Below are 24,807 nucleotides of genomic sequence, written 5' to 3'. Positions count from 1 at the left end.
ACACCTACTTACCAAAAGCAAGAAATGACCACACCGACCAATTTGCCCTCCTTCTGGAGCAGGCTGTCGATCGCTTTCGGCGCCTTCTTCAAATCCCTCGGCGACGCCGAATTCGCCGCGCGCGTGCGCGATGACGCTGTCGGCCCGGTGGCCGCCGCGCCCGTCGCCCCGGTGGCGCCAGCTCCGGCCCCTACTCCTGCTGCCGCGCCCCTGCGCGCCCCGACGCCGGACTCCGCCCTGCAACTGCTGAGCCTGTTCCAGCGCGAAGCCCGCCTGATCGACTTCGCCCAGGAAAACCTGAGCGCCTATGCCGACGCCGACATCGGCGCCGCCGCCCGCGTGGTGCACGAAGGCTGCGCGCGCGTGCTGCGCGAGCACTTCACGATCGAACCGGTGCGCGTTGAGGCTGAAGGCGCCCGCATCACGCTGGAAGAAGGCTTCGACGCCGCCAGCGTGCGCCTGACCGGCAACGTGGTCGGCCAGGCCCCGTTCAAGGGAACCCTGAGCCACCGCGGCTGGCGTGCGAGCAAGGTCACCCTGCCGCAACTGGCCGAGAAACACGACGCGCGCGTGCTGGCCCCGGCGGAGGTGGAGCTGTGAGCGACCAGCAGAACGCCCGCTACGCCATCGGCATCGACCTGGGCACCACCCACAGCGCCCTGTCCTATGTCGACCTGCAGGCCAGCGACGGCGAGAAGACCGCGGACGGCGTGCTGCCCGTTCCCCAGCTGACCGCGCCCGGCACGGTCGAAGCGCTGCCGCTGCTGCCTTCCTTCCTCTACCTGCCGCACCCGGACGAACTGGCGCCGGGCGAACTGGCCCTGCCCTGGAGCACGGCGGGCGAAGCCTTCACCGGTGCGATTGCAGGTGAATTTGCGCGCAGCCGCGGCGCCACCACCCCGATCCGCCTGGTGTCCTCGGCCAAGAGCTGGCTGTGCCACCCCGGCGTGGACCGCCGCGCCGCCATCCTGCCGCACGACGCGCCGGAAGAAGTCACGCGCGTCTCGCCGCTGGAAGCATCCACGCGCTATCTGTCCCACCTGCGCCAGGCCTGGAACGCGGCGCACCCGGAAGCGCCCTTCGAGCAGCAATCGGTCACCGTCACCATCCCGGCCTCCTTCGACCCGGCCGCGCGCGAACTCACCGCCGAAGCGGCGCGCCACGCGGGCTTCGCACCCACCCTGCTCGAGGAGCCGCAGGCGGCCCTGTACAGCTGGATCCAGGGCAGCGGCGGCCGCTGGCGCAAGCAGGTCCAGCCCGGCGACATCATCCTGGTGGTCGACGTCGGCGGCGGCACCAGCGACTTCTCGCTGATCGCCATCCTCGAACGCGATGGCAAGCTGGAACCGCACCGCGTGGCCGTGGGCGACCATATCCTGCTGGGCGGCGACAACATGGACCTGGCCCTGGCCCACCTGGTGGCGCGCAAGCTGTCCGCCAACGGCACCCAACTCGACGCCTGGCAGATGCGCGCCCTCACCTACGGCTGCCGTAGCGCCAAGGAAGCCCTGCTGGCCGACGCCAACGCTGCCGCCTATCCGATCGTGGTGCCGAGCCGCGGTTCGAAACTCATCGGCGGCTCGATCCGCACCGAACTCACGCGCGAGGAAGTCACCGCCTTCATTACCGACGGTTTCTTCCCACGCGTCGAAGCCTCGGCGCGTCCGGCCACCCGCGCCCGCGCCGGCCTGACCCAGATCGGCCTGCCCTACGCCCAGGATGCCGCCATCACCCGCCACCTGGCCGCCTTCCTGGCGCGCCAGGCCGGCGCCACCGCCGAACTCGAAGGCTTCAGCGGCAAGGTGAACGCAGACCACAGCTTCCTGCACCCCAGCGCGGTGCTGTTCAACGGCGGGGTGTTCAAGTCGAACATCCTGGCCCAGCGCGTGATGGACACTATCAACGACTGGCTCTACATGGAAGGCGCGGAACCCGCGCGCATGCTGGAAGGCGCGGACCTCGACCTGGCCGTGGCTCGCGGCGCGGCCTACTACAGCTACGCGCGGCGCGGCGGCGGCGTGCGCATCCGCGGCGGCACGGCCCGTTCCTACTACGTCGGCGTGGAATCCTCGATGCCGGCCATCCCCGGCATGGAGCCGCCGATCGAAGCCCTGTGCGTGGCGCCCTTCGGCATGGAAGAAGGCAGCGAACTTGAACTCCCGGGCCAGGAATTCGGCCTGGTGGTGGGCGAGCCGGTGCACTTCCGCTTCTTCGGCTCGACCACCCGCCGCCAGGACCGCATCGGCGAAGTGCTGGAGTTCTGGGGCCCGGACGAGCTGCAGGAACTGAACGAGATCCAGGCGACATTACCGGCCGAGGGCCGTGTGCCGGGCGACGTGGTGCAGGTCAAGCTGCACGCGCTGGCGACGGACACCGGCACGCTGGAACTGGCCGCCGTCTCGCGTGACGGCCAGCGCTGGAAGGTGGAGTTCGACGTCCGCACTACCGTCGAAGGAACGTGACCTACCTCGTCGGCATCGACCTCGGCACCACCAACACGGTGCTGGCGCTGGCCAAGACCGGCGGCAAGGCCGGGAACATCGAGCTGTTCCCGATCGAGCAGCTGGTGGCGCCCGGCGAAGTCGCCGGCGCGCCGCTGCTGCCCTCGATGCGCTATCACCCCGCCGACGGCGAACTCGCGCCCGGCGAGCTGCAGCTGCCCTGGGTGCAAGATGATCCGGCCGGCGTGCAGCATGTGGCGCTGGGACGGCTGGCGCGCGTGCTGGGCGCCGCCACGCCGGGACGCCTGGTGGCCAGCGCCAAGAGCTGGCTCTCGCATCCCGGCGTCGACCGCATGGCGCCCATCCTGCCCTGGGGCGCAGAGAGCGAGGTCGCCAAGGTGTCGCCGGTGGCGGCCAGCGCCAGCTACCTCGCCCACCTGCGCGCGGCCTGGAACACGCGCTTCCCCAAGCAGCCGCTCGAAAAGCAGCAGATCGTCCTGACCGTTCCCGCATCCTTCGACGAAGGCGCCCGCGCGCTGACCCTGGAGGCCGCGAAGCTGGCCGGCCTGCCCACGGTGCGCCTGCTGGAGGAACCGCAGGCGGCCCTGTACGACTGGCTCTACCGCCACCGCGCTTCCTTGCTCGATGACCTGGGGGACGCGCGCCTGGTGCTGGTGGCCGACGTCGGCGGCGGCACCACCGACTTCAGCCTGGTCAAGGTGGAGCTGCAGGACGGCGAACCGAAGCTCACGCGCATCGGCGTGGGCAACCACCTGATCCTGGGCGGCGACAACATGGACCTGGCGCTCGCCCACCTCATCGAACACCGCATGGCGGAGCAAAGTGGCGAGGAGCGTGGGCGCCTGTCCGCCGCGCGCCTGGCCCAGCTCACCGAACGCTGCCGCGCCGCCAAGGAGCAGCTGTTGGCGCCCGACGCGCCGGAGTCGGTGGCCGTGACCCTGCTGGGTTCTGGCTCGCGCCTCATCGGCGGCAGCCGCAAGGCGGACCTGCGCCGCGACGACATCGAGCGCATCGTCCTGGACGGCTTCTTCCCCTTGAACGAAGCCCAGGAAGCGGCGAAACGCGCGCGCGCGGGCATCGTCGAATTCGGCCTGCCCTACGCCAGCGATGCGGCCATCACGCGCCACCTGGCGGGCTTCCTGCGCCAGCATGCGCCGGCCGCGCGCGAAGCGCTGGGCCTGCCCGACGACAACCGCCTGCCGGTGCCCGACACCCTGCTCCTCAATGGCGGCGTGTTCCGCGGCGCCGCCCTGGCCCAGCGCCTGGCCGACACGCTCGGCCAATGGCGCGGCGCGCCCCTGCGCGTGCTGCACAACGAGAACCCGGACGTGGCCGTGGCGCGCGGCGGCGTCGCCTATTCGCTGGCGCGCCAGGGCCTGGCGCCCGCCATCGAAAGCGGCGCGGCGCGCAGCTACTACCTGCTGCTCGATGGCGAAACGGCCGGAGACAGCCTGCGCGCCGTCTGCCTGCTGCCGCGCGGGACGCCGGCCGCCATCGAGGTGCCGCTGGCAGGCCGCAGCTTCGGCCTGCGTGTCGGCCGCCCGGTGCGCTTCCACCTGCTGTCGACCGTGGCCGATGCGGCCCCGCCCCAGGCCGGCGACCTGGTCGACCTGGTTCCTGCCGACGTGGTGCGCCTGCCCGCCATCTCCACCGTGCTGCGCGCCGCACCCGGCGCCGCGGCGCGCGCCGAGATTCCCGTGCAGCTGGTGACCGCGCTGAGCGAAGTCGGCTCGCTCGACGTGCACTGCGTCGCCGAGGACGGCAGCGGCCAGCGCTGGCAACTGGCCTTCCAGCTGCGCGAGGGCGCGGACGAGGAAGGCGCCGCGCCGGAACTGGAAAACCTGCCGCCGCAACTGGATGCCGCGATTGAAAAAATCGAGCGCGTGTTCGGCACGCGCTCGAAACAGGTCGATGTGAAGGAAGTGCGCCAGCTGCGCGCCGGCCTCGAACACCTGCTGGGTGCGCGCGAGCGCTGGGACACGCCGCTATTGCGCCGCCTGTTCGACGCCCTGATGGCGCGCGCCAAGGGCAGGCGCCGCTCGGCCGAGCACGAGCGCGCCTGGTTGAACCTGGCCGGCTATTGCCTGCGTCCCGGCTTCGGCCACGCGCTCGACGCCTGGCGCATGGAGCAGCTGTGGGCCATGTTCGAGAACGGCGTGCAGTACCACAAGGACAGCCAGGTGCGCGCCGAGTGGTGGACCCTGTGGCGCCGCGTCGCCGGCGGCCTGGAGTCCGAAGCCCAGCTGCGCCTGCTCGACGATTTCGCCTTCAACCTGCAGGCCGACGAATCCGAACGCGGCCGCCGCCCAATCACCCTGGTGGATGGCAGCGAGGACGACATGCTGCGCATGGGCGCCTCGCTCGAGCGCATCCCCTCCAGCTACAAGGCCGAGATCGGCGAATGGCTGCTGGAGCAGATCATGGCCATCCCCGCCGCCGCCAAGCTGGACGCGAAAACCACCGCACGCTACGCCCGCTACCTGTGGGCGCTGGGCCGCGTGGGCGCGCGCCAGTCTTTCCAGTCCAGCGCGCACGAGGTGGCGCCGCTGGAGGTGGCCGAGCAATGGCTGGGCAGGCTGATGGGGCTCGACTGGCGCAAGGTGGAGCCGGCCGGCTTCGCCGCCGCCCACATCGCGCGCAGGACGGGAGACCGTTCGCGCGACATCGGCGAATCCGTGCGCGAGGACGTGTTGCGCCGCCTGGCCGCCAGCGGCGCACCCGCCTCGTGGTCGGCCATGGTGCGCGAGGTGGTCGAACTGGACCAGGCGGTCGAATCGCGCATGCTGGGCGAGGCCCTGCCGCCGGGGCTGAAACTGCTGCGCTGAACGGCCGCGCCGGGCTGGCCGCGCTGCACGCCATGCCTGCGCATCCTGTTAGGATATGCGGAAATGCGCATCCTTGCGCACCGGACCGCCATGCTCCTCCACCCAGCCCTGAACGACGTATCGCTGCGCACCATCATCCTGCCGCGCCAGGAACTGGCGCCCTTCGTCCGCAACATCATGCTCGGCGGCTTCCCCTCGGTCGAGGTCCACCTGCCGGCGCGCACCGACCCTCAGCTGGTGGTCTACCTGCGCGGCGGCAGTGTGGTGCTGCGCGAGGACGGCCGCGAGGAGCGGCTCCCGCAGGCCTTCGTGACCGGCCCCGTGCTCGAACCGGGCCGCTTCAGGACCGAAGCCGGCACCTGCTTCATTTCCGCGACCTTCCGTCCGTCCGGCTTCCTGCACTGCTTCGGCATACCGGTCAACCTGCTTGGCCCCGATCCTGTGCCGCTCGACAGCCTGCTGGCGCCGGGAGAAATGCTCCCCCTGCTCGACCGGCTGCACCGCGCGCGGCGCAGCCGCGACCTGGTCGCAGCGCTCGAATCCTTCCTGCTGCGCACGCACGTGGGGGCCGACCGCGCCCCTCCCTTCCTGCCTGTCCTCGGCGCCGAGCGGCTGCTGCGGCCTGCCGCGGAACTAGCCGCGAGCCTGGACCTGAGCACCCGCCAGTTCGAGCGCCGCTTCCTGATGCACCACGGCCTGCCGCTGCGCGACGTGCGCAGGCTGGCGCGTCTTTCGATGGCGCTGGCGCTGCTGATGCGCAGCCAGCCCGGCGCGGCCAGCCTGGCTGCGGCGGCCCACGATGCCGGCTACGTGGACCAGCCGCACTTCAACCGGGACTTCCGCCAGTTCGTCGGCGACACCCCGGCCAGCTTCCTCAGGCGCCGTTTCGACAGCGGCGCCGGCTACGGATTCTGGCAGATGGACAGCGAGGAACTGCGGGCCTTCACCGGATAAACCGGGATGCGCCCGGCGGGCGGCGATGTCGCGTCGGTACAAGACGCGGCCCGTGCGCCTCCGTATTCTTCCACGCGTTCACAAGGAGAGCGCAATGGAAGAAAGCACACTGGAAAACACGGCACTCGAAGGCCAGCACTATCTGCTGACCAGCGTCGACACCCTGGTCGGCCATGCGCGCAGCAACAGCCTCTGGTACCTGTCCTTCGGCCTGGCCTGCTGCGCGGTGGAGATGATGCACGCGGCATCCGCCCGCTACGACATGGACCGCTTCGGGCTCATCCCGCGCGCCAGCCCGCGCCAGGCGGACCTGATGATCGTCGCCGGCACGCTCACCAACAAGATGGCGGTCGCGCTGCGCAAGGTCTACGACCAGATGCCGGACCCGAAATATGTGATCTCGATGGGCTCCTGCGCCAACGGCGGCGGCTACTACCACTACTCGTACTCGGTGGTGCGCGGTTGCGACCGCATCATCCCGGTCGATGTCTACATCCCCGGCTGTCCGCCCACGGCCGAAGCCCTGGTCTACGGGATCATGCAACTGCAGCGCAAGCTGCGCCAAAGCCAGACCATCGGACGCTGACGCCCGTTCTTCGCCATCGATTATGCGTGACATGCGGCATGCACATGCCCTAAGCTCTGCACTTCCAACAAGCACAGGGAGACGGCATGGTCACACTGCATTACTCACCGGGCGCCGCCAGCATGGTGGTCCACGCGATGCTCCTGGAAACCGGCGCGCCGCACCAGCTGCAGCTGGTCGACATCGACAAGGACCAGCAGCACGACAGCGCCTACCTGCAGCTCAATCCGAACGGCGTGGTACCGACCATGATCGTGGACGGCGTCGTAATGCAGGAATCGGCGGCCATGGTCATGCTGCTGGCCGAGCGCCATCCCGAAGCCGGCCTGGCGCCAAAGCCCGGCACGCCCGCCCGCGCCGACTGGATGAAGTGGAGCGTGCATCTCTCCACCCACCTGGGCACGCTGTACCGCTTCTGGTTCTATCCCAAGGACCTCGGCCTGGCCGAGCACACGGACGCCACCCGCGAAGCCCTGCGCCGGCAGATCGAGTCCACGCTGGAGCGCATCGACATCCACCTGGCCGAGCATGGACCCTACCTGCTCGGCGACACCTTCTCCAGCGCCGACCTCCAGCTGACCATGTACATCCGCTGGGCGCGCAACATGCCGCGCCCCGGCACCACCTGGCCGCGCCTGAACGAGCTGGCGCTGCGCGTCTTCGGGCGCCCGAGCTGGAAGAAGATGTGCGAGATCGAAGGCCTCACGGACTGGAAACCGGCGGGCGCATGAACGACGGGACGATCCGCGCCAGGCTCGCCTTCCTGCGCGCGGCCGAGTCGCTGAAGCACACGCTGCGCAGCGGCCATACGTCCGCCGGGCGCTCAGAGAGCACCGCCGAACATACCTGGCGCTTGTGCCTGATGGCGCTCGTCTTCGAGGATGGCCTGGCCGGCCTGGACATGCTGAAGGTGCTGAAGCTGTGCGTGGTCCACGACCTGGCCGAGGCCATCCACGGCGACATCCCGGCCATCGCTCAGGTCGATCACGCCGCCAAGAGCGCGCAGGAGCGGGACGACCTGCTCCAGCTCACCGCCCCGCTCGACCCCACGCTGCGCCATGAGATGCTGGCGCTGTGGGAGGAATACGAGGCGGCGGCGACGCCCGAAGCCCAGGCGGTGAAGGCGATGGACAAGCTCGAGACCATCCTGCAGCACAACCAGGGCGAGAATCCGCCGGATTTCGATTATGCGTTCAACCTGGGGTACGGGCAGCGTTATACGCAGGCGCAGCCCCTGTTCGCGGCGATCCGGCAGCTGCTGGACGACGATACGCGTGCGCGGATGAAGACAGGGGCAAGCGGTCCGGAGGCAAGATCGGAGAGTTGAATCATGTGGAAAAATACTGAAGTTGCACGCCGCCTCGGCCTGGCCGCCCCCATCATCCAGGGGCCGTTTGGCGGCGGTATCTCGTCCGTCGACCTGGTCGTTGCCGTGTGTGACAGCGGCGGCCTCGGCTCATTCGGCGTGCATCATCTCGATGCGGACGGCATCCGCGAGGTCGCAAGCCAGATTCGCGCGCGCACCTCGGGTCCGTTCGCGTTGAACCTATGGATCCCGCTGGAGGATTCAGACGACCCACGGATCGATGATGCGGCATTCGCGCGCAATGCGGCATTACTGGAGCCCTACTTTACGGAGCTGGGCATCCCCACGCCGCAGCGTCCAACGCGGTTTGCTCCGCCTTACGCCAAGCAAATCGAGGCGGTGCTCGAAGCGCGTCCCGCAGTGTTCAGCTTCGTCTTCGGGATTCCCTCGTCCGATGTGCTGGCGCGCTGCCGCGAACTGGGCATCGCGACCCTTGGCGCCGCGACCACGGTGGAGGAAGCGATCGCCCTGGAACAGGCCGGCGTCGACATGATCGTCGCCACCGGTTTCGAAGCGGGCGGGCACCGCGTGTCCTTCCTGCGCCGCGCGGAAGAATCGCTGTGCGGTACCTTTGCCCTCGTCCCGCAGGTGGCCGACGCCGTTCGTATTCCCGTGATCGCGGCGGGCGGCATCGCCGATGGGCGCGGCATCGCCGCTGCGCTGACCCTGGGCGCCGAAGGCGTGCAGATCGGGACCGCGTTCCTCGCCTGCGAGGAATCGAATGCCAACCCGACGCATCGGGAGATGCTGTTCAGTCGCGAAGCCCGCCACACGGGCTTGACGCGCGTGTTCAGCGGCAGGCTGGCGCGCGGCATCCATAACCGGCTGATGGACGAACTGGAGCCGCATGCTGCGGAGCTGCCGCCCTACCCGGTGCAAAACTGGTTTACCGGAATCATGAAGAAGGCTGCAAGTGAGCAGGCCCGTGCCGGCCTGATGTCGCTATGGTGCGGACAGTCGGCGCCCTTGCTCAAGCATCGGGACGCCCGTTCGCTGATGGCGGCGCTGATGAATGAGACCTCATTGCTCATCGAAGGACCCTTCAGGTAGTCAGGCAGGTCAGCTATCGGCCGGAAGCGGACGTTCAAGCTTCGAAGTGATCAACCAGTGGAGTGCGGCGTGCCATTTTCCTTTTTACTCGCTTTGGTCTCCCTGTTCTGCGCCGTCATTAGCCCGTTAGTAGGGGCTGGGATCGTCTGGGCGCTGTGCATAAAGCGATGGCGATATGCCGGAGCGCGTGCAGGCAGGATGGGCGCTATCTTGGCAGCGATGTTTGTCGTGACCTATTTCGTTCTCAATGCCTTGCTTGGGGGAGGCATTCCGATTCAACCAATATCCGTTGCAGCCGCTGGGGGCGCCGGATTTACAACCGGTGCACTGGGCGCTTGCGCATGGATATGGATGAGGGTTCGCAAGGGCTTGGCAACGCCCCCTTGAGGTCCGCTTCGGGTCGTCAGTGGACGCTACAATAGGTTCGCAATTGGCTAAGAGTGGCCGTTCGCGACTACGCAGAGTAAGAAATACAATCATGCCCAATGAACAGATTCCATATTCAAGCATAGTCAGTTGCTATGACAGCCTGCCCAAGCTTGAGGGTCGCACCGTCTACGCCTTTCACTCGGAGTACAGTTTCGCTGCGCTTCGATTCGACAACGAAGAAGTTATTGCTTTCGCTGTGGAGGAGGAGTCAGTAGGGAAATGGTTTGAGGTGTTCCCAATCTGCCTATATCGCGTATCGTTAGCGTATCCCTTGACGTGGACCGCGTTGGACGTGCCCTTTACCGTAGCTCGTAGCAAAATGTTGTGGCGTGAGGAATGGTTGGAGCCAGCTATGGACAGTTCCGGCTTGGTTGGATCGGGGCCTCACTACGAGCAGTGCGTATCCACTCTAGGGTCGGCTCCGAAGTCGAGCGCGAACGTCGTCAAGGTTCTTGCTGGATTCCAGTTGAGTGGGTGGGATGAGCGTTCGCTAGTAATATGCAGCTCGGATAATACGCCATTCAAGGTCGACTTGACGATGGATCGGTCTGAGATACAGGCAATGATGCAGTTCCATACGTGCGACTAGACCCTATCTATCGCGCTGCGCCGACCGTCCGTAATGGTTCGGTTCCTGCCCTTCGTAACAGTCCGCGATTTTTCGGCGCTGAGTACCTGTTATGCTGAGCTGAACGGCCGCCTCCGGCCAGAAGCGGACGGTCACGCTCAAAGATGCGGCCGAAAGGAGAAACAATCGCGATGGTTGAATACCGTACTCAGTCAGTCGAGCCTGCCGTGCTTCTCGAAGAGTTGTCTTCCTTTTGCCAAGTCGCAGCAGCCGAAGGCACAGGGTCTGCGATTCTCATGTTTGGCTGGGACAGCAATTTGGGGATCGACGAAATGTGGCAAGACATTCCTCTGCCACTAGCGGACATCGTTGACTATGTGCGAGCTGCAGAGCAAGCCGGAACGATCACTGTCGGGAAGTCGGACATTTTTGTGAAGGCTAATGGATTGAAAATCACTGACTCCAAAAAGACGAGCTAGCAGTTTTAAGCCGCGGTCGTCCGCTTCGAGTCGAAAGCCGTGATGCACTGGAAGGCCGCAACCGACCAGAAACAGACAGTCCGCATCGACAATGAGGAACGGGACCTCCTTCTTTGCGTCCTGCTGACCTGCGTAAAACATGTAAAGCTTCTGCATGCAGTTGAACTGCCACGTACAGCTGCTACAAGTCTTGGGCGTGTCCACCCGGCCATAGGTTCAAGCTGCGGCTCTACAGGTGGTTGAAGATCAAACACTGGCCAGTCTCGATGAATCGATTTTTGCTTACCGTGCTTTTCGCCATGAGTGGCACAGCGCACGTATTCGCCGCGGAATCAGACCCGAACTCTTCGTTCAAAAGCGCCGTGGCTTCAGAGCTTGCACGCATCTGGAACGAGGGCGATACGGATATGTATCTGCCGATGCATACGCACCACCTACGGCACGCTTACAGCCCACAGAGGCTGGCGTCCTTCAATGAGGCCACATTCGGCCTCGGCTATGGCCGCAGCTTCAAGGATGCACAGGGCGGATGGCACGGACTCTATGCGATGGCTTTCAAGGATTCGTATTTCAAAGTTGAGCCAGTTGTGGGCTATGCCCGGCTTTATCCGCTTGCTCGAGTGGGCGCAGCATCATTTAATTTTGGTTACACCGCATTCATTACGGCACGCCACGATGTGGGGCACTACCTACCTATTCCCGGAGCACTTCCCTTAGTGTCCGTTGAGGTCGGCCGTTTATCGCTAATGACCACGTTCGCGCCGGGTAGACGCAATACAGGTAACCTGTTCTTCATTTTTGGGAAGTACACATTGCCTAATTGGTAATCTCCCCCTGTTTTAGAGTACCTCATGCACCAGTCCGTCCAATGTCGGCACAAAAACAAAGGGCTTCCGGTCCTCCGCACACACGTTTCGCCATTGGTATCGCAACCCGGCTACGGAATGCCCGCTAGCCGCCTGTAGGTTGAGCGCGCCAGTGTTGACAGTCATGTCCGCTTCGGGGCGCTTACGGCCCCGGTGACGGTCTGTCCGCGCATAGGTTGTATTGCGATCAATCGCCATGTATGCTCCGGCGGCATCCATTCTTCCTCTAACCACTACGAGAGACCAATTTGAAAAAGCTGCTTTCCCACTGCATTCTTGGACTGACGATGACGCTCAGCGTAGCCGCCTGCAAGCGCGCCGAGGCCCCGAAACCGGCCGCCGCGGCCAACGCCGTCGCCATGCAACAGATCGACACCGTGCCCGGCACCGGCAAGGAAGCGACCGCCGGCTCGACTGCCGTGGTCCACTACACGGGCTGGCTGTTCGATCCGAGCGCCCCGTCGCAGCACGGCGCGCAGTTCGACTCGTCGCAGGGACGCGAGCCGTTCAGCTTCCAGGTCGGCGGCGGCCAGGTCATCAAGGGTTGGGATGTCGGCGTGCAGGGCATGAAGGTGGGCGGCAAGCGCACCCTGATCCTGCCACCAGAAATGGGTTACGGCGCCGACGGCGCGGGCCCGATTCCGCCCAATGCCAACCTGATCTTCGACGTCGAGCTGCTGGACGTACGTTGAACACCCGGGCGTTCGGGCGGCTCCTCGCCTGAACGCCTTCCGCTGTCCCGCGGCCTCCCCGGGCATGCCAATTTCTAGCCGTAAATTCCACGCACGCATCACCTGAACAGCAATACCGGACTCATGGCATCCTAGTGCCTCGATGCCGCCAATTCACCGGCGGCGTAGTGGAAACCGAAAGGAGTCTGCATGGCACAGCGTCCGGGGATCTTTCCCACCTTCTTCCTGTCCGGCTTCGAATGCTCCACCTTCTACTGGGGCGACGGCGTGCGGCGCAACCTGGTGGCGGAGACCGGCCACGACCGCCATGCCGCCGAAGACTACCGCATCCTGAACCGGCTGGGCATCGCCGTGGCCCGCGAAGGCATTCCCTGGCCCATGGTGGACAAAGGCGGCGGCTATGATTTCTCCTGCGTCGATCCCTTCATCGACGCCATGAACGCGTCCAAGGTCATCCCGATCTGGGACCTCTGCCACTACGGCTATCCGGACGACCTCGACCCGTTCTCCGACGCCTTCGTCGAGCGCTTCGCGCGATACTGCCGCGCCGCCGCGGAATACGTGCTGCCGAAGACCCGCGGCCCGCATTTCTTCACGCCAATCAACGAGATCACCTTCTTCTCCTTCTGCGCCGGCGAATGGGGCTGGGCCGCGCCCTACCGCTGCAGCCGCGAAGACCGGATGCGCCTGCTGCTGGCGCTGTGCCGGGCCGCGATCGCCGGCGTGAAGGCGATCCGCGAAGTCGATCCGGAGGCGCGCATGGTGCACGTCGATCCGCTGGTGTGGGTGGTGCCGCCGCGCGACCGTCCCGACCAGGCAGAGGCCGCGCGCCACGAGACCTTCGTCGACACCTTCCTGGCCTGGGACATCATCGGCGGACGCGAGCATCCCGAGTTCGGCGGCTCGCCCGAGATCCTCGATATCGTCGGCGCCAACGCCTATTCCTTCGGCCAGATGGAATACCGCGAAAAAGGACCGCATGCGCCGCTGCCGCCCGGAGACGACCGCATCGCGCCGCTGTGCGACATGCTGGAGACGGTCTGGAAGCGCTATCAGCGGCCGATCATCATCGGCGAAACCAGCGGCCTGGGCCATGGCCGCGCGGACTGGCTCAGGGATGTGATGGGGGAAGCGCTGGCCGCGGTGGACCGAGGCATCGACCTGCAGGGGATCTGCCTCTTCCCCGCCGTCGACATGCCGGACTGGCATACCGGCGAATGGGTGCGCAACGGCATCTGCGACGTGATCGAGGAGAACGGCGACCTGAAGCGCGTGCCGAACCAGCAACTGGTCGACGAACTGCGCCGCTGGCAGAAGGAACTGAACCGGGTTACCGAACTGGACCAGGATCCGTTCAGCGACCCGGTCGAACTGCAGGACGTGATCGACGCGGCGCACCGCCTCAACATGCAGGCGGACAAGGACTGGTCCTGATCATCGACACCCGGCTCCGTCCCGGATACAAACTCGTACAATAAATCGCTTGCTATTTAATATTGCGCGATTTATATTGAGCACATGGATGTCGCACAAGCGGCTTCCAGTGAAGAAGGCAGCACCTTACCCGTTTCAGCAGCGCATTTATATAGCACGCTATTTAATAGCCAACTACAAACATCGAAAGGACACACCATGAAAGCCCTCCAACACTTCGCCTTGGCCCTCTCCTTCGCTGGCGCCGCCGCCGGCGCGCAGGCGGCTCCCGCGGCAGCCGTCAAGCCGACCGTCATCCTGGTGCATGGCGCCTTCGCCGACGCCACCAGCTGGAACGGCGTAGCCGCCACCCTGCGCGCGGACGGCTACCGGGTCATCGGCGCCGCCAATCCCCTGCGCAGCGTGCAGAGCGATGCCGACAGCGTGTCCAACATCGTCAAGAGCGTCAAAGGCCCGGTCGTGCTGGTCGGCCATTCCTACGGCGGCTCCGTCATCTCGGCCGCCGCGAACGGCAACGCCAACGTGAAGAGCCTGGTCTACGTCGCAGCCTTCGCGCCGGAAGCCGGCGAGACCGCCCTCGAACTGTCGGGACGCTATCCGGGCGGCACGCTCGGCCAGGCGCTGGCGGAACCGGTGGCCCTGCCTGGCGGCGGCAAGGACTTCTACATCCAGCAAGAGAAGTTCCACCAGCAGTTCGCGGCCGACGTGCCGAAGGCCGAGGCGGAGCTGATGGCCGTGGCCCAGCGTCCGATCGCCGAAGCCGCGCTGACCGAAAAGTCGGGCGCGCCGGCCTGGAAGAAGCTGCCGTCCTACTTCATCTACGGCAGCGGCGACAAGAACATCCCGGCCGCCGCCCTGGGCTTCATGGCGGAACGCGCCCACTCGCGCAAGACCGTGGTCGTCCCCGGCGCGTCGCACGTCGTGATGACTTCGCACCCGCAAGCGGTGGCCGCGCTGATCGAGACCGCGGCCGGCGCGAAGTAAAAGCCCGCCTGCCGGCGGCTTCAGAAGAAGGTGAAATCGTCGTTGGATTTCGGGACGATGCGCATGATCCCGCCCAGCACGTACCAGACGAAGCCGCCGAAAGGCAGCGCCAGCAACCAAAGGTTCGACATGATGTTCTCCTTGCTCACACACCATTTCGCACAAGTGTGCGAAATGAACTCCAAAAAATGGTGGGCATGACCCACCGCATTGTTGCTGCTACCCGCTGTTATTCCAGGTCGTTGAAACTCTTGTAGGTCGAAATCAGGCGGTTGAAGGCCCGCTGCACCCGGCGCGCCGTGGCGTCGCCCCGCAGGAAGCGCACGTCGTGCATCATCCCGATGATCAAGCTGTAGATCTCGAACACCAGCTGTTCGGGATCGGTATCCGGCCGCAGGTGGCCCACTTCGATCGCCTGCAGCACCGTCTTGCGCAGCGAGGCGCGCCAGCGCACCACCCCTGCTTCGAGCCGGTCGCGCAGCGGGCCGGGCACGTCGTCGAACTCGAAAGCGCCCGCTGTATACAGGCAGGCGCCGCGCGAGCTGTCGCTGCCGATCCGCTTGAGCCACAGGTCCACCTGCTTCACCAGGCGCGGCAATCCCTTGGGCGCCTTCAGCGCCGGCAGGAAGACTTCCTCGGCGAAGACGCGGTCGTATTCATCCAGCACCGCGCCCTGCAAGGCCTCGAGCGAGCCGACGCGGGAGAAGATGCCGCTCTTGCTGATGCCGGTGCGCTTGGACAGTTCGCCCAGCGACAGCTTGCCGATGCCTTCGGCGGCGGCCATGTCCATGGCGGCGGTGACGATGGTGGCGTAGGTGGCTTCGCTTTTGGCGGTGGTGTTCATGCAGCCACTTTAGCACACATGTGCGAAACCGCAAGCGATATTTGTTGATGTTGCGCCGGACGCGTTTCGTAGGGTTGGCGGCGAAGCCGCCAACCCTACGGTTCCGTTCACCCTGCCTTACCAGAACTTGTAGCTCGCCGACACCGCAAACTGCCGCCCGAACAGGTTCTGGCTATGGTTATACCCTTCCCAGCCGTTCGGATCGTAGTACGGACGCTTGTCGAGCACGTTCTTGATGTTGAGCCCCAGGTTCAGGTTCTTCATCGGCTTCCAGTTGAAGCCCAGGTTCACGGTCGTGTACGAAGGCGCGTGGTCGCACATCTCTTCCGGCAGCGAGACGCCGGCGGCCGTGCAGTTGGCCGGGATGTTGTCGGTGTCGGCGCCGTCGTAGGCCCACTTGGTGCGGCCCGTGAAGTTCACGAACAGGCTGGTCGTGAAGTCCCGGTAGGCCCAATCGGCATTGAAGGTGGCGCGCAGGCGCGGCGAACCGTAGAAGCCGACGTAGTTGCCCGAGAAGCCGCTGCCGTCCTCGTAGTTGTAGATCTCGCGGCGGCGGAAGGTCGCCGATACGCCCGTGTTCAGCTTGCCCCACTCGCCCAGGCCGATGCGGGTGCGCGCATCGATGTCGAGGCCGTCGACCAGGGTGCGGCCGCGGTTCAGGTAGGAGTTGATCAAGCCGCCCAGGTTGCCCACCGAGTAGGTCGGCAGGCCGCCGGCGCAGGCCGCCGCGTTGGCCGGATTGGCGCACATGGTGGCCACCGCCGCCATGTTGGCGCGGTCGGCGTCGGTCAGCGCGTTACGGATCGCCTTGTCGGTGCCGGCCAGGCCCGGGCCATGCTGGTCGACCAGTTCGGTGAACAGCTGGTTGAAGTCCTGGCGCACGATCTCGTTGCGGCGGTTGACGATCCAGTAGTCGAGCGAGACGCTGACGTCGCGAATCGGCTGCAGCACCAGGCCCAGGGTCGCGATCTTGGCCTTTTCGGGCTGCAGGTCCGGGTTCGGCGGCGTCAGGCCGCCCACCGTGGTCGAGCAGTTCGAGTTGAGCAGGCTGCGGCCCAGGTCGACCTCGGTACTGGCGGCCGACTTCATCAACAGGCGCGCGATGGCGTTGGTCTCGTCGCAGCGCACGGTGTCGCGGATGCCGCCCACCTGGGCGAACACACCGCCCGAGCCGGATTCGGCCAGGTTGGGCGCGCGGAAGCCTTCCGAATAGGTCCCGCGCACCATCACTTCAGGACGTGCGCGCCAGACCACGCCGATCTTCGGCGCCAGGTTGGCGCTGAAGTTCGGGTACTTGTCCAGGCGCGCGGCGGCGTTGATTTCGAGCTTGTCGGTCACCGGCACCACCACTTCGCCGAACACGGCCGCGATGGTGCGCTCGCCGTCGAACCAGGAACCGCCCTGCTGGGTGATCAGGCCGTTGGCCGCGTCGGTGTTGCCGGGCGTATCGAAGCTCTCGCGCATCAGGTTGGCGCCGAAGGCGGCGCGCACCTCGCGGTCGCCGATCTTCATCAAGGTGCCCTCGACCTTGCCGTCCCAGGTGATCAGCCTGGTCCAGGACTGGATGTCGAAGGTCGGGTAGGCTTCGCGCAGCAAGGCCGCGTTGGCCTCGCTGATCTCGCCGAACTTGTACGCCGGGTTGTCCGCGATATAGGTGCGGCCGGTCGCCGGATCGGTCGTGAACGGGCCGAAAGCCTTGGCGAAGCCGGCGGTGTTGATGTTGACGGTCTGGTACAGGGTCGAGTGGCTGCCCGCTACGCTCAGCGCGGTCTCGAACTCCCAGTCGCCGAACACGGTGCCGCGCAGGCCGGCCAGGGCGCGGTAGCTGTCGTCGACGTTCTTCTGGCCGAAGTGGCCGACCGCATCCTGCATCAGGTAGTTCAGGCCGGCCGCGCCGCCCATCTTGGCGGCCATGTCCGGGTCCAGCCTGCCCTGCAGGTAGACGTTGTTCGGGCCGAGGTAGGGGTTCACGAAGGTGTTCAGCTTCGTGCCCGTGTTGCGCGAGAACCAGTTGCTGGTGCTGCCGCTGTTGAAGGTGCGCGGGCCGTTTTCGCCGCGCATGCGGATGTGGGTGTAGGCCGCTTCCGCAAACGCTTCCATGCCGCCGCCGAGGCGCTTGCGGCCGGCCAGGTAGCCGGTGAATCGGTCCGAGGTCGGGCCGGTATCGAGTGCGTACGGCAGGTTGTTCCAGACGCAGCGGGTGCCGGCGGCTTCGGTGATCGCGGTCGGGCAGCCGGCGACGGCGCGCTGGACGCGGGCGTTGTTGCGGCTGGGGTCGAAGACGAAGAAGGTGCCCTGGTTGAGCACACCCGGCTCGCTGCCGGTGCCGATGCGGAAGTTGGGGATGAAGTTCGGGTTGTTGACGTAGAAGTGGCCCGGGCGCTTGTCGTAGGTATCGGCCAGCGCGATGCGGTCGCGCTGGTAGACGTTGAGCGAGCCGTAGATGTTGTAGCCGTCCTCGCCCAGGTCGCCGGTGCCGAACAGCAGGCTGCCCTGCTTCTCGCCATACGACTTCACTTCGGCGGAAGAGTCGTAACTGGCGCGCGCTTCCAGGCCCTGGTAGTTCTTCTTGGTGATGACATTGATGACACCCGCCACCGCATCCGAACCATACACCGCCGAGGCGCCGTCGGTCAGGATCTCCATGCGTTCGATGGCCGCCGCGGGAATCGCGTCGATATTCACGAACATGGTCTGGAAGCCGGACGGCGCGCCATAGAAGGACAGGCGGCGGCCGTTCAGCAGCACCAGGGTGCCCTGGGCGCCCAGGCCGCGCAGGTTGGCCTGCGAGCCGCCGTCCGAGCCGGTGAACATCGAGCGGAAGTCCTGCTGGGCCGGACGCGCGGCCGGCAGGTTGTCCAGTACCTGCATCAGGGTGCGCGCGCCCATGTTCTCGATCTGCTTGGCGTCCACCACCTGCACCGGCGACGCGGTTTCGGCGTTGATGCGCTTCAGGCTGGAACCGGTCACCTCGACCCGCGCCATCTTTTCCGGCTTGCCGTCGGCGGTGCTCGCCGTCTTGTCGTCCACCTGGCCGGCCGCCAGTGCGCCCGATGCCATGCCCGCAGCCGCCAGCGCGGCGATCAGTGTCTTGAGTTTCATTGCCTCTCCTTTTGTAATTGTGTTTGTGTGTTGCTTACTGCACGGGCAGCGCGTTCACGTCCACGCCGGGCGCGGCGCCCAGCGCCGGCCGGGTGAAGTTCTGGTTGATCTGCACGTAGTCGCTGAAGAAGCCGCCGTTGCGCAGGTAGAAGCCACTGCCACGCAGTCCGCCCGCGTAGTCCATGCGCTGGGCGTTCGCCGCGGTCGCGTCGCCGGTGAAGCGCGCCGTCGTGATCTCCGTCCAGGCGCCGTTGGTCGAGCGCGCCCACTGGTTGCCGTATTCGGCCAGGCGGCCCAGGTAGCCCTTGGTGTCGATGAAGTTCTCGAGGAAGGAGTACACGCCCGCGTGGTAAGTGGTGGTCGCCGGGCGCTTCCAGGTGGCGATATAGCGCCAGCTGCCCAGTTCCGGTGCGAAGAACCATGCCGAGAAGTCGGTGCCGCCCGCGCCATCGGGGCGCGTGCGGGTGACGAAGCGGTAGGTATTCCCCGCCACCCAGTTGTAGAGCAGGTAGGACTGGCCGCCCGTGCCTTCGCCGCCGAAGCCGTTGTCGACCACGCCCGCGCCCTTGCTCACCAGGGTGGTCTTGGCGCCGTTGTCGGCGTCCCAGATAGAGAACAGCACGCGGCGCTCGGAGGGCGAGTTGACCTGGATGCCGAAGTAGCCGCCGTTGAAACCGTTGGCCATGTAGTAGGAGCCGATCGCATCCTGCCCCACCGGCACGGATAATTCGCTGTAGAAGTACTCGGTGTTGGCCGGCACCGAGAAACCCAGGTGGACCGAGGGTCCGCGGCGCGACCAGTAGTAGTTGGCCGCGTCGTTGGCATAGTTGACGGCGGCCGCCGTGTTCACGGTCAGGCCGGCAACGTCGCCGAAGTAGCCGCCGTCCTTGCTCACACCTTGAAGGTCGACCTTGATATAACCGGCGGGCAGCTCCAGCGTGCCGACGGTATAGGTCTTCTTCGGGCCCTTGCTCAGCTTGACCTCGAAGGGCGAGCCGTTGACGGTGACCCGCACGGTGCTGCTCTTGCCGCCGGCCAGGCTGGCGTCCAGGCCGATGGTGGCACTGCCCGCCTGCGCCATCCGGAACCAGATGCTGGTGACTGTGGACGGATCGGTCCAGTTGGCCAGGCCGTTGGAGGTAATCGTTTCCGTCGCGCCCGCGCCCGCGGTGGTGACGAAGGCATTGCCCGCCAGGGCCACGTTCAATGGCGCGGCGACGACCGCCTTCTTCGACGCGGTGGCGCTCATGGCCGCTCCGGTCTGGCTCTGGACATCGCCGCAGCCCAGCAGGGCAAGGGCGCTGGCACTCAACAACAGCATCGTGGTTTTCATCAAGATCTCCTGATTATGTGGAACTGCCTGAAGGTTCTACTGCGCGTTTAGTAGCGGTCGTCGAATCCGAAGATCGGCTTGCGGGTGCGCCAGGCGCCGCCCGTGAAGTCGGGGAAGTCGAGTGTCTGGAAGCCGAGGGCGATCGACTGCTCGGACAGCGGCGTGATCGCGCTCCAGCTGATCGCGTCGTAGATATCGATGGGCATCGGGGCGCTTTCCTTCAGCGCTTCGATGAAGGCGTGGATCACGAAGAAGTCCATGCCGCCGTGGCCCGCACCGGCCGCGCGTTCGCCATGCTTGCGCCACAGCGGGTGCTCGTACTTGTCCTGCCACGGCTTGAAGTCGTCCCATTCGTGGGGCTTGCTGACGCCTTCCACGTGCACCGAACGGTTCAGGTCCATCCACAGGCCACGCGTGCCCTGCACCCGGAAGCCCAGGGAATACGGGCGCGGCAGCGAGGTGTCGTGCTGCAGGATGATGGTCTCGCCGTTGTCGCAGGACAGCGTGGTGGTGACGATGTCGCCCAGGCTGAAACGGGTTTTCGCATTCGGGTGCTCCTTGCCACCCTGGCGCACCACATAGTCGTGCAGGCCCGCCGCCTTGCTGGCGAAAGCGTTGATGCGGGTGAAGCGGTTGCCGCGGTTGATGTTGGTGTACATGGCGATGGGGCCGATGCCATGGCTCGGATACAGCTCGCCGTTGCGGCGCACCGAGTGCTCGGTGCGCCAGCGCGCTTCGGACCAGCCCTTCTGGCCGAACTCGACGCCGCCGCCATAGGGCTTGGCCGGGTCGCCGCTGTTGAACTTCACGGCGCGCAGGTCGTGCTGGTAGCCGCCCTGCAGGTGCACCAGGTCGCCGAACAGGCCGGAGCGCACCATGCGCAGCACGGCCAGCACATCGCGCCGGTAGCACACGTTCTCGAGCAGCATGTAGGGCGTGCCGGTCTTGATCTGGGCGTCGAGCACGTCCCAATGGTCCTGCAGGGTGACGCCGGCCACTACTTCACAGCCCACCGGCACCTTGGCCCGCATTGCCTCGATCGCCATCGGCGCATGCCATTCCCAGGGCGTGGCGATGATCACGCCATCGAGCTTGGCCGCATCGAGCATGCGACGGTAGTCCAGGCTGTGGCCGTTTTCCCCGAAGGTGGCGGGACGCGGCTTGCCGGCCTTGGTCACCATGTCCACCGCGCGCCCCAGCATGATCGGCTCGATGTCGCACAGCGCCACCACCTCGACGTCGTCGCGACGCACCAGTTCGCGCAGCAGTACCTGTCCGCGCATGCCGGTGCCGATCATGCCGATCCGCACCCGGTCGCGCGTCGCCGCCGCGGCGCCGGACATGGCGCCGGTGTAAAGCGCGCTGCCTGCCAGCGCCGAACCGAGGGAGAGAAAATTGCGTCGTTTCATAATCGTATTCCGTCCTGTAGCAAATCGAAGGATGTAAGGGGCCCTCCCCGCTCCAGGAGGGGGGCTGGCGTCACTGTTGTTGGTGATGAAGGCTTAGCGGGGCTTGACCGTGGCGCCTTCCGTGCCGATCAAGGCGGCGTTGGCCCAGTTGCCGCACGTTCGGGCCGGCTGGGGACCGGATGCTCCCAGTGTCCGCAGGCTGAGCTGGCCCAGTCCGCGTACGTCGATCTCGGGTTTCACCACGGCCGGCGCCTTCACCAGGCCGCTGTCGTAGAGCATGCGCTCGCCGCTCCAGACCTGGAAGCGCAGGCCGCCCGCGGCGCGACAGCTGTCGTCCACGCCCAGGTCGGCGCGCAGCAGGCGCCAGTTGCCGCCCAGCTGCAGGTCGAGGCGCCCGGACGGGCCCATGCCAACGCCCTTGTTGAAGCGCAAGCCGTTCATGCGCATCTCGCTGCCCTTCCCTGCAGGCTTGTCGCGGCCCAGGCCTTTCGGCAGGCTTAGCTCACTCAAGTAGCGCCGCAGTTCCTGGCCTTCCGGCACCGGGTGTTCGAGGATGCGGAACTCGGACAAGGTGATCGGCGCCACCTCGGCCGGGGCCGCGGCGTCGAAGGCGCGTGCCGCAACGTTGCCCACCCCGTCGCCCGATACTGCGGTCACCATCGGGTCGGTGGATGCCGCGCCGCTGCCGTCCGGGTTCTGGGTGCTCAGCACGCGGAAGCGCAGCAGGCGGCCGGCGCTGGCCGGGAAGGCGATGCTCTGCCTGTCCTTGGACAGGGTGAGCTGACCGCGCTTGACCGGTGCGCCCCACTCGCCATTGCTGTCGGCGAGGTAGACCTCGTAGTCGCGCACCTGGCCATGCTTCCAGTTGGCGTCGCTGCGCGGGGCGATCTCGATGCCGTCCACCAGGCGGCGCTCGGTGAAGCCGATCACCCATTCGTGGGCGCCGCTCTTGACCGCCTGGCTGCGCACCGTGCGGAACCAGGTGTCAAGCTTGCCGTCGAAGGCGTTTTCCATCGGATGGCCCGGTTCCTCGGCCGGGCGGTTCACCACGATCATCGCGTCCGGCGGCAGGGCGCGGCCCTGGGCCGGCGCCGTCGGGAAGGTGTCGTCGTTTACCGCCTGGACGATGCCTTCGAGCGTGAAGCCCAGCGGCTGGCGGATGTCCTGCTTCGGCGCCTTCACGTGCACGCTGCCGAGGCGCTCGGTACTGTCGAAGTACCAGCCCGCGTCGGTCGCCTCGAAGTCGGCGCGGCTGGCGGACTCCTTCAGGGCCGCGGTCCCGATCAGCACCCTGGCGGGGCGCTGGCGGCTCGGCAGGCGCAGGCTGTAGCCGCGCTGGGCTTCCTGGCCGTCGTAGCTGCCCTGCACCGGATGGATCGCGACTTCCACCTTGCCCTGGGATTCGCGCATGGCGATGGTCTGGCGGCTGAAGGCGCCCTGCTGGTAACGGCGGGTGACGCCGTCGTCCTCGTACAAGGTATAGGTGGACTCGCCCTGCGGATACAGATCAAGGGTCAGCCTGTCCTTCGGCTTGTGGCCGTCGTACAGCATCTCGGGATACATCGGGACGATCGCGCCGGCGCGCACGAAGACGGGCAGCTTGTCGAGGCCGACCTGCAGGTCGATGTCCCTGCCCTGCGCGTCCGCCGTCACTTGGCGGCCGTCCCAGTAATCCAGCCAGCGGCCCTGCGGCAGGTGGATGCCCTTGCGCCAGCCGCCGCTGACGGCCTGGCTGCGGTAGACCGGGGCCACCAGCAGGTCGCGGCCCAGCAGGAACTGGTATTTATGCGTCTCGCGCAGCGCGGCCGGGTCCTGCGGGTTGTCCCACATCAGGCCGCGCACGATCGGCGCGCCGGTTTCCTCGGCCTCGCGCGTCAGGTTGACCATATAAGGGGTGAGCCGCATCTTGAGCTTGAGGTAGCGGCGGTTGATGCTGCGATACGGCTCGTCGAACCACCACGGGTGCTTGCGCGCGCTGGCCGACCAGCCCGACATCCCCATCAGGACCGGCGTGAAGCTCTTCCACTGCAGGTCGCGGGTATAGGTTTCGGGGCTGCCGCCGAAGATGGCGTCGACGTCGCCGGTGGCATAGGCCTGGCCCGACAGGCCGGACCCGATCAGGGTCGGCACATGCCAGCGGATGTAGTCCCAGCTGGCGCTCTGGTCGCCGGTCCAGGCCACGGCGTAGCGCTGGGTGCCGGCCCAGCCCATGACGGTCCAGATGAAGGGGCGGCTGCTGGAGTTGTTCAGGATGCCGTCGTAGGCGGATTTATTCGCGTCGAGCGAGAACTGGTAGCCCTTGCCGGTCCAGGCCACGTCGAGCTTCTGCACGCGGCTGCCGGCCTGGCCGACTTCCCAGGCGATCTTGTCGACGCCGTTCTCGGTCCACAGTCCGGTGCGGAAGCCCAGCCTGGACAGGCCCTGCACGGTGTCGGGCAAGGCGGTGTAGCCGCAGCCATAGCCGTCGTTGGGCAGGATCCAGCCGCCCGGCATGTCGTGTTCGCGGTACTTGCGCGCCACGCTGTCGACCACGTCGGGGGTCTTGCCGCTGGGGCCGTCGCTCCAGCCACGCGGCACCGTGCCCGGCTTCTTGACGTTGTCGCCATCGTTGTAGCAGTCGGCGTCGCCGTATTCGAGGGCCCAGCGCGGCAGCATGCGTGCGCGGCCGGTCCATTCGGTATAGCGGGCCAGCACTTCGTGCATCGATGTGCCGACGAAGTAATAGGCGTCGAAGCGTTCCTCGGCGTGCTGCAGGGTGGCCTGGTTATCTTCGCGCAGGTCGTAGTTGCCGTCGGCCCAGCTGTTGCGCAGCATGCCCCAGCCGCGTGAGCTCATCAGGAAAGGCGCCGGGTTCGGGCGGTCGCCCTCTTCCCAGCCGCCCGAATACGAGACCGGCAGTTCGCGGCCCTTGAATTCGAAGCGGCCGTTCTGCTGGCCGCCGCCGAAGAAGCGCTCGGCCTTGTCGCTGGAGAGCACCTGCACGCTCCGTTTGTCGCCCAGGTCGAGCGGCTGCAGCTCGCGCCACAGGGGCTGGGTCTCGCCCGCGCGGTAGAGGGTGAAGCGCAGCGGCTTGCGGTCGACGCGCAGGGTCAGGGCCTCGGTGCGCAGGACCAGCTGGCCGTTCTCTTCCTTGAATTCGTGCTGCACATCGCTCGCGGCGGTGGCGACCACGATCGGTGCGGCCTTGTCGCCGGGGCCCGTCAGCGCCTTGCGGCCGGCCTGGAGTCGCAGCACATCCGCACGCGGCAGGCTGACCCGGACGCGGGCGCCGGAGTCCAGGACCAGGTCCCAGGATGGGCCGTCGGCCTGGCCGGCGCTGACCGTGCGCAGGTTACCGACCGGTGCCGCATAGGCCGAGGAGACAGCCAGGGCCAGCAGGGACAGGGCCAGGGAACGTTGCAGGGAGGATGCGTGCTTCATGGAC

At 66.5% G+C, this 24,807-nt stretch carries 18 protein-coding genes; 13 read left to right on the top strand and 5 right to left on the bottom strand.

Features of this window, described 5'->3' with window-relative positions:
* The first annotated feature begins 24 nt into the window (after positions 1-24).
* The 13 genes from V7778_RS08365 to V7778_RS08305 all read left to right on the top strand — a co-directional run bounded on the left by V7778_RS08365 (position 25) and on the right by V7778_RS08305 (position 14,695).
* Complete coding sequence (locus tag V7778_RS08365; RefSeq protein WP_335553751.1) at positions 25-600, top strand: DUF2760 domain-containing protein; 576 nt, start codon at positions 25-27, stop codon at positions 598-600.
* Positions 597-2,462, top strand: coding sequence for an Hsp70 family protein (locus V7778_RS08360; RefSeq protein WP_335553748.1), 1,866 nt, complete (start codon positions 597-599; stop codon positions 2,460-2,462). Before V7778_RS08365 ends, V7778_RS08360 begins: the two co-directional genes overlap by 4 nt.
* Positions 2,459-5,287 carry an Hsp70 family protein gene (locus V7778_RS08355; RefSeq protein WP_335553745.1) on the top strand — a complete coding sequence of 943 codons (2,829 nt, stop codon included), beginning with the start codon at positions 2,459-2,461 and terminating at the stop codon, positions 5,285-5,287. The genes V7778_RS08360 and V7778_RS08355 overlap by 4 nt, the downstream gene beginning before the upstream one ends.
* Positions 5,288-5,377: 90 nt before the next feature.
* A complete protein-coding gene (locus tag V7778_RS08350; protein WP_335553743.1) occupies positions 5,378-6,241 on the top strand; it encodes a helix-turn-helix domain-containing protein in 864 nt (287 codons plus the stop codon).
* 94 nt (positions 6,242-6,335) lie between these two features.
* Positions 6,336-6,827, top strand: a complete 492-nt coding sequence (locus tag V7778_RS08345; RefSeq protein WP_335553739.1) for a NuoB/complex I 20 kDa subunit family protein — start codon at positions 6,336-6,338, stop codon at positions 6,825-6,827.
* Positions 6,828-6,913: 86 nt separating this feature from the next.
* A complete protein-coding gene (locus V7778_RS08340; RefSeq protein WP_335553736.1) occupies positions 6,914-7,558 on the top strand; it encodes a glutathione S-transferase family protein in 645 nt (214 codons plus the stop codon).
* A complete protein-coding gene (locus V7778_RS08335) occupies positions 7,555-8,154 on the top strand; it encodes an HD domain-containing protein (RefSeq protein ID WP_335553733.1) in 600 nt (199 codons plus the stop codon). The genes V7778_RS08340 and V7778_RS08335 overlap by 4 nt, the downstream gene beginning before the upstream one ends.
* Before the next feature lie 3 nt (positions 8,155-8,157).
* Positions 8,158-9,243 carry an NAD(P)H-dependent flavin oxidoreductase gene (locus V7778_RS08330; protein WP_335553731.1) on the top strand — a complete coding sequence of 362 codons (1,086 nt, stop codon included), beginning with the start codon at positions 8,158-8,160 and terminating at the stop codon, positions 9,241-9,243.
* A 1,188-nt stretch (positions 9,244-10,431) separates the two neighbouring features.
* Positions 10,432-10,719 (top strand): hypothetical protein, encoded by a 288-nt coding sequence (locus V7778_RS08325; RefSeq protein ID WP_335553728.1) that lies wholly within the window; start codon positions 10,432-10,434, stop codon positions 10,717-10,719.
* A 239-nt stretch (positions 10,720-10,958) separates the two neighbouring features.
* Positions 10,959-11,546 (top strand): lipid IV(A) palmitoyltransferase PagP, encoded by a 588-nt coding sequence (gene pagP, locus V7778_RS08320; protein ID WP_335553725.1) that lies wholly within the window; start codon positions 10,959-10,961, stop codon positions 11,544-11,546.
* A 326-nt stretch (positions 11,547-11,872) separates the two neighbouring features.
* Positions 11,873-12,277 carry an FKBP-type peptidyl-prolyl cis-trans isomerase gene (locus V7778_RS08315; protein WP_335553722.1) on the top strand — a complete coding sequence of 135 codons (405 nt, stop codon included), beginning with the start codon at positions 11,873-11,875 and terminating at the stop codon, positions 12,275-12,277.
* A 189-nt stretch (positions 12,278-12,466) separates the two neighbouring features.
* Positions 12,467-13,711, top strand: coding sequence for a b-glycosidase (locus V7778_RS08310; protein ID WP_335553719.1), 1,245 nt, complete (start codon positions 12,467-12,469; stop codon positions 13,709-13,711).
* 198 nt (positions 13,712-13,909) lie between these two features.
* The gene (locus tag V7778_RS08305) at positions 13,910-14,695 is read left to right on the top strand and encodes an alpha/beta fold hydrolase (protein ID WP_335553716.1); all 786 of its coding nucleotides are present in this window, start codon (positions 13,910-13,912) and stop codon (positions 14,693-14,695) included.
* A 229-nt stretch (positions 14,696-14,924) separates the two neighbouring features.
* Here the strand turns inward: V7778_RS08305 and V7778_RS08300 are convergent, their stop codons facing one another.
* The 5 genes from V7778_RS08300 to V7778_RS08280 form a co-directional block, all read right to left on the bottom strand.
* Positions 14,925-15,539 carry a TetR/AcrR family transcriptional regulator gene (locus V7778_RS08300; protein WP_335553714.1) on the bottom strand — a complete coding sequence of 205 codons (615 nt, stop codon included), beginning with the start codon at positions 15,537-15,539 and terminating at the stop codon, positions 14,925-14,927.
* Positions 15,540-15,656: 117 nt separating this feature from the next.
* On the bottom strand, positions 15,657-18,641 hold the full coding sequence (locus V7778_RS08295; protein WP_335553711.1) for a TonB-dependent receptor plug domain-containing protein: 2,985 nt from the start codon (positions 18,639-18,641) through the stop codon (positions 15,657-15,659).
* A 34-nt stretch (positions 18,642-18,675) separates the two neighbouring features.
* Positions 18,676-19,974 carry a DUF3472 domain-containing protein gene (locus V7778_RS08290; protein ID WP_335553709.1) on the bottom strand — a complete coding sequence of 433 codons (1,299 nt, stop codon included), beginning with the start codon at positions 19,972-19,974 and terminating at the stop codon, positions 18,676-18,678.
* Positions 19,975-20,021: 47 nt separating this feature from the next.
* The gene (locus tag V7778_RS08285) at positions 20,022-21,383 is read right to left on the bottom strand and encodes a Gfo/Idh/MocA family protein (RefSeq protein WP_335553706.1); all 1,362 of its coding nucleotides are present in this window, start codon (positions 21,381-21,383) and stop codon (positions 20,022-20,024) included.
* Positions 21,384-21,476: 93 nt separating this feature from the next.
* Positions 21,477-24,803: a TIM-barrel domain-containing protein gene (locus V7778_RS08280; RefSeq protein WP_335553703.1), complete on the bottom strand. Its 3,327-nt coding sequence runs from the start codon at positions 24,801-24,803 to the stop codon at positions 21,477-21,479.
* Between the last annotated feature and the right edge of the window lie 4 nt (positions 24,804-24,807).

The organism is Massilia sp. DD77 (assembly GCF_036961685.1).
Taxonomy (GTDB): Bacteria; Pseudomonadota; Gammaproteobacteria; order Burkholderiales; family Burkholderiaceae_D; genus Telluria.
Note: the sequence above shows the minus strand (reverse complement) of the source record. Positions and strands in the feature narration are given on the sequence as shown.

Bases quoted from the DNA above. Each gene is read 5' to 3' on its own strand.
- V7778_RS08325 (WP_335553728.1), top strand. From the start codon at position 10,432: ATGGTTGAATACCGTACTCAGTCAGTCGAGCCTGCCGTGCTTCTCGAA.
- V7778_RS08330 (WP_335553731.1), top strand. From the start codon at position 8,158: ATGTGGAAAAATACTGAAGTTGCACGCCGCCTCGGCCTGGCCGCCCCC.
- V7778_RS08315 (WP_335553722.1), top strand. From the start codon at position 11,873: ATGACGCTCAGCGTAGCCGCCTGCAAGCGCGCCGAGGCCCCGAAACCG.
- V7778_RS08340 (WP_335553736.1), top strand. From the start codon at position 6,914: ATGGTCACACTGCATTACTCACCGGGCGCCGCCAGCATGGTGGTCCAC.
- V7778_RS08365 (WP_335553751.1), top strand. From the start codon at position 25: ATGACCACACCGACCAATTTGCCCTCCTTCTGGAGCAGGCTGTCGATC.
- V7778_RS08305 (WP_335553716.1), top strand. From the start codon at position 13,910: ATGAAAGCCCTCCAACACTTCGCCTTGGCCCTCTCCTTCGCTGGCGCC.
- V7778_RS08300 (WP_335553714.1), bottom strand. From the start codon at position 15,539: ATGAACACCACCGCCAAAAGCGAAGCCACCTACGCCACCATCGTCACC.
- V7778_RS08290 (WP_335553709.1), bottom strand. From the start codon at position 19,974: ATGAAAACCACGATGCTGTTGTTGAGTGCCAGCGCCCTTGCCCTGCTG.
- V7778_RS08280 (WP_335553703.1), bottom strand. From the start codon at position 24,803: ATGAAGCACGCATCCTCCCTGCAACGTTCCCTGGCCCTGTCCCTGCTG.
- V7778_RS08285 (WP_335553706.1), bottom strand. From the start codon at position 21,383: ATGAAACGACGCAATTTTCTCTCCCTCGGTTCGGCGCTGGCAGGCAGC.
- V7778_RS08335 (WP_335553733.1), top strand. From the start codon at position 7,555: ATGAACGACGGGACGATCCGCGCCAGGCTCGCCTTCCTGCGCGCGGCC.
- V7778_RS08295 (WP_335553711.1), bottom strand. From the start codon at position 18,641: ATGAAACTCAAGACACTGATCGCCGCGCTGGCGGCTGCGGGCATGGCA.
- V7778_RS08350 (WP_335553743.1), top strand. From the start codon at position 5,378: ATGCTCCTCCACCCAGCCCTGAACGACGTATCGCTGCGCACCATCATC.
- V7778_RS08345 (WP_335553739.1), top strand. From the start codon at position 6,336: ATGGAAGAAAGCACACTGGAAAACACGGCACTCGAAGGCCAGCACTAT.
- V7778_RS08310 (WP_335553719.1), top strand. From the start codon at position 12,467: ATGGCACAGCGTCCGGGGATCTTTCCCACCTTCTTCCTGTCCGGCTTC.